This is a genomic window from Kangiella sp. (genome assembly GCF_014762745.1).
Taxonomy (GTDB): Bacteria; Pseudomonadota; Gammaproteobacteria; order Enterobacterales; family Kangiellaceae; genus Kangiella.
On the sequence record NZ_JABURJ010000032.1, the window covers coordinates 1 to 3,814 of the forward strand.

General features: G+C 46.8%; 3 protein-coding genes and 3 tRNA genes. All 6 read right to left on the bottom strand.

Translation table 11 applies throughout. The features are described from left to right. Positions 1 to 3: 3 nt before the first annotated feature. The 6 genes from HUJ19_RS01975 to uvrY all read right to left on the bottom strand — a co-directional run bounded on the left by HUJ19_RS01975 (position 4) and on the right by uvrY (position 3,635). A tRNA-Leu gene (locus HUJ19_RS01975) sits at positions 4 to 90 on the bottom strand. Between the two features lie 43 nt (positions 91 to 133). Beyond that, positions 134 to 207, bottom strand: a tRNA-Cys gene (locus HUJ19_RS01980). A 64-nt stretch (positions 208 to 271) separates the two neighbouring features. Further along, positions 272 to 347 (bottom strand) — tRNA-Gly (locus tag HUJ19_RS01985). A 150-nt stretch (positions 348 to 497) separates the two neighbouring features. Then, positions 498 to 1,064 (bottom strand): CDP-diacylglycerol--glycerol-3-phosphate 3-phosphatidyltransferase, encoded by a 567-nt coding sequence (pgsA, locus tag HUJ19_RS01990; protein WP_290621930.1) that lies wholly within the window; start codon positions 1,062 to 1,064, stop codon positions 498 to 500. Positions 1,065 to 1,135: 71 nt separating this feature from the next. Further along, positions 1,136 to 2,974: an excinuclease ABC subunit UvrC gene (uvrC, locus tag HUJ19_RS01995; protein ID WP_290621932.1), complete on the bottom strand. Its 1,839-nt coding sequence runs from the start codon at positions 2,972 to 2,974 to the stop codon at positions 1,136 to 1,138. Between the two features lie 22 nt (positions 2,975 to 2,996). Then, entirely contained in the window at positions 2,997 to 3,635 is a 639-nt protein-coding gene (gene uvrY, locus HUJ19_RS02000) for a UvrY/SirA/GacA family response regulator transcription factor (RefSeq protein WP_026309279.1), read from the bottom strand. Positions 3,636 to 3,814 lie beyond the last annotated feature (179 nt).

Genomic DNA, 3,814 nt, shown 5'->3' on the forward strand with positions numbered 1-3,814 from the left:
TGATGGTGCCCAGGGCCGGAGTCGAACCGGCACGGTGTTGCCACCGAGGGATTTTAAGTCCCTTGCGTCTACCAATTTCGCCACCTGGGCAGATGACTTGTCTCGCACCTTGCTTATAGCTTAGGTCTGATTATGGAGGCTGAGGCCGGAGTCGAACCGACGTCCACGGATTTGCAATCCGCTGTATAGCCACTCTACCACTCAGCCATAATTCAGTTTTACTGGTGCTGATATAAAAAACCTCGGCCTAGAAGCACCGAGGTTTTGAATTTGGAGCGGGAAACGAGATTCGAACTCGCGACCCCAACCTTGGCAAGGTTGTGCTCTACCAGCTGAGCTATTCCCGCGTCATTTGATGGCGTGCATTTTACTGTGAAATCTTTATGTGTCAACACAAAAAATCAATTTTTTTAGCTCGCTTCCTGATGCTGATTAAGGCTTAAACAAAGTGCTGTTTTTTTAGCCTGAAATCCTGGTGCCGCGTCAGGAGCTGGTTATTATGCGTCATTCTCCGAGCTTGTCAAGTATGGCCAGGCAGCTTTTAAATAGCTGTACATAGACCACAATGTTAGTAGCGCAGCAATCCAGATAAAGACGAAACCAAAGGTCTTCGGCAGACCAAAGACACTCTGTGGCGATAACAGGAACAGGAATATGGCGAACATCTGGCTCAAAGTTTTCAGTTTACCTATCATGGAAACCCCGACCACTGCGCGACTACCCACTTCAGCCATCCATTCGCGTAATGCGGAAATGGTAATTTCCCGACCAATAATAACCATCGCCGGAATCGCCAACCACAGACTCCCCTCACGCTCAACCAGCAGGATCAGTGTGATGGCCACCATCAACTTATCAGCGACAGGGTCAAGGAAAGCCCCGAATGGTGACTCAATATTCATGCGTCGCGCCAAAAAGCCATCCAACCAATCAGTAGCAGCGGCAAAACAGAAAATGCCTAGCGTAATCCAGCGTGCAACGGGATCATCAATATAAAAGAAAATAACGAACAGCGGCACCAGCACAATACGAAATGCGGTAAGTACGTTGGGTAAATTCCACATGGTTAGCTCAAGATTCCTGATTGGTTGTTATTGACGGACTCATTGTAGCGGATTGCATTTAAGAAATACCGCTAACTATGCAAATAATCGTAAATTTTTTGTGCCAGCGACAAACTGATCCCCGGTGCTCCAGCTATTTCCTTAACACTGGCTTTTTCTACTTCCTGCCAGCCTCCAAAATGCCTTAGCAACGCTTGTCGTCTCTTAGCACCCACCCCGGGAATTTCTTCCAGCATAGATTTAGTTGCTGACTTTTTACGCTGATGCCGATGCTTAGTAATAGCGAAGCGATGCGACTCATCGCGAATGTGCTGAATAAAGTGTAGCGCTTTCGAGTCATCATCCAGCAGCAATGGTTGGTGCTGCCCCGGAAACCAGATCTGCTCCATGCCTACCTTACGATCGCTACCTTTGGAAACGCCAATCAAATAAACTGACTGTAAGTCCAGCTCATTAAAGACTTCTTCAGCCTTTGCCAGCTGCCCTTTACCGCCATCAACAATCACCAGGTCAGGCAAAGCCTGCTGCTCGTCTTTTAGACGCTTGTAGCGACGGGTCAGGGCTTGCTGCATGGCAGCGTAATCATCACCACCGGTAATTCCCGAAATGTTAAAAATACGATAGTCGGCTTTTTTAGGGCCATTCTCATCAAACACTACGCAGGAAGCCACCGTCTGCTTACCTTGAGTATGACTGATATCGAAGCACTCCACATGCTTGGGCATCTGCTCCATTTGCAATGCTTTTTGCAGGTCGAGCAAACGTTGCGTGAAATTGGATTTGCTGTTGAGCTTGGCTCGTAAGGAGTGCTCAGCATTTTTATTAGCAAAAGTCTGCCACTCTTTGACCTGGCCGCGACTAGCCTGACGAATGGTGACTTTAGAACCTCGCTGCTCAGTAAAAGCCTCCTGTAGTGCCTCAATATCTTCCGGCAAGTCTTCAATCACCACCTGCTTGGGGATTTCCGCACCGGACAAATAATAAAAGCCAAGAAAAGTCGATACAATTTCCTGCAGATCACTATGCTTTGGCACTTTCGGGAAATAGGTCTTGTTGCCAACAATCATGCCCTGACGAATAAAGACTAACAAGATGCAACACACACCCGAGGCATAAGTCACGCCAATCACATCCAGATCCGATGCTGTACCGCTTATCACGGACTGCTGCATGACATGACGCATCTGCTTAATCTGATCGCGATAGCGCGCTGCTACTTCAAATTCAAGATTCTGGCTGGCCACATCCATCTTCTTTTGTAAACGCTTAATGACCTGCTCGCTTTTGCCCTGATAGAAGAGTTTTACGTTCTCAACATCCTTGGCATATTCCTCTTTTGAAATATAACCCACACAAGGTGCGGTGCAGCGCTTGATCTGGTATTGCAGACAAGGACGGGAACGATTAGCAAAGTAGCTATCTTCGCATTGGCGGATCTGGAACGTTTTCTGGATCAGCGACAAGCTCTGGCGCACCGCGCTGGAGCTCGGGAAAGGCCCGAAATAATCGCCCTTCTCTTTTTTGGCTCCACGATGATAAGCCAGCCGCGGATAATCACCCGCCGACAAAAATACAAAAGGATAGGATTTATCATCACGGAAAATCACGTTAAAGCGTGGCTTATATTTCTTAATCAGATTATTTTCGAGCAGTAGCGCTTCGGTTTCGGTTTCCGTCACCGTGGTGTGGATATCTTCGATATAGGTGACCAGCAGTTCAGTCTTGGGCGACTGATGCTGTTTAACGAAATAACTTTTAACGCGATTGGAGAGGTTCTTGGCTTTACCGACGTATAGGGTTTCGCCATCTTTGCCCAGCATCTGATAGACACCGGGCTTTTTGCTCAGATGAGCAAGGATTTTCTTGATTTGGGGTTTAATTGAAGAGGTATTCTCGTCCGCAGGACTCATGTGGCTCTCTATTACTGACCAGCTATTGAGCTTCAATCACTTTATAACGAAGCGCCATATGCGTCAGGCTCACATCATTCTCAACACCCAGCTTCTCAAATAAACGATAACGATAGCTGTTCACTGTTTTAGGGCTTAAATGCAACTTGTCTGAAATAGCCTGAACTTTTTCACCACGCGTAATCATCAACATGATCTGCATCTCGCGTTCGGACAGAGTGCTGAAAGGATTGTCTTCGGTCTTGCTAAACTGGCTCAATGCCATCTGTTGCGCAACTTCCGCTGCCAGGTAAAGCTTTCCGCGATTGACCGAATGAATGGCCTTAACCATCTCATCAATGTCAGTCCCCTTGGTTAAGTAGCCCATAGCACCCGCAGCGATAAACTGACTGGGATAAGGCTCAGAACCATGCACCGTTAACGCAATCACCTTCAAATCAGGCTCAAAACGTAACATACGTCGGGTAGCTTCCAGACCACCGATGCCCGGCATATTAGCATCCATCATCACCACATGAGGGTTTAACTCCTTGACCTTTTTTATTGCCTCTTCCCCAGACTCAGCTTCGCCAACGACCTCAATTCCATCAGCATCGGAGAGTAAACGGCCCAATCCCATGCGAACCAAATCGTGATCATCAACCAGCAAAACTTTTATCATGTAAACCTCAGTAACACTTTTATATTTTTGATTAAAATAGCGGTTCAATTATTATGAAATTGCTTTAATATAGCAAGCACAGTTAGAACAGGAATGAGAACTAATATGAATATAAAGCACATCTGCATTTTATTTGGGATAACCGCATGGGCCAACTTCGCCACAGCGGCCTCAACACC

What these genes read in the sequence shown, in the direction of transcription:
- pgsA (WP_290621930.1), bottom strand. Translation starts at nt 1,064, where the DNA reads ATGTGGAATTTACCCAACGTACTTACCGCATTTCGTATTGTGCTGGTG.
- uvrC (WP_290621932.1), bottom strand. Translation starts at nt 2,974, where the DNA reads ATGAGTCCTGCGGACGAGAATACCTCTTCAATTAAACCCCAAATCAAG.
- uvrY (WP_026309279.1), bottom strand. Translation starts at nt 3,635, where the DNA reads ATGATAAAAGTTTTGCTGGTTGATGATCACGATTTGGTTCGCATGGGA.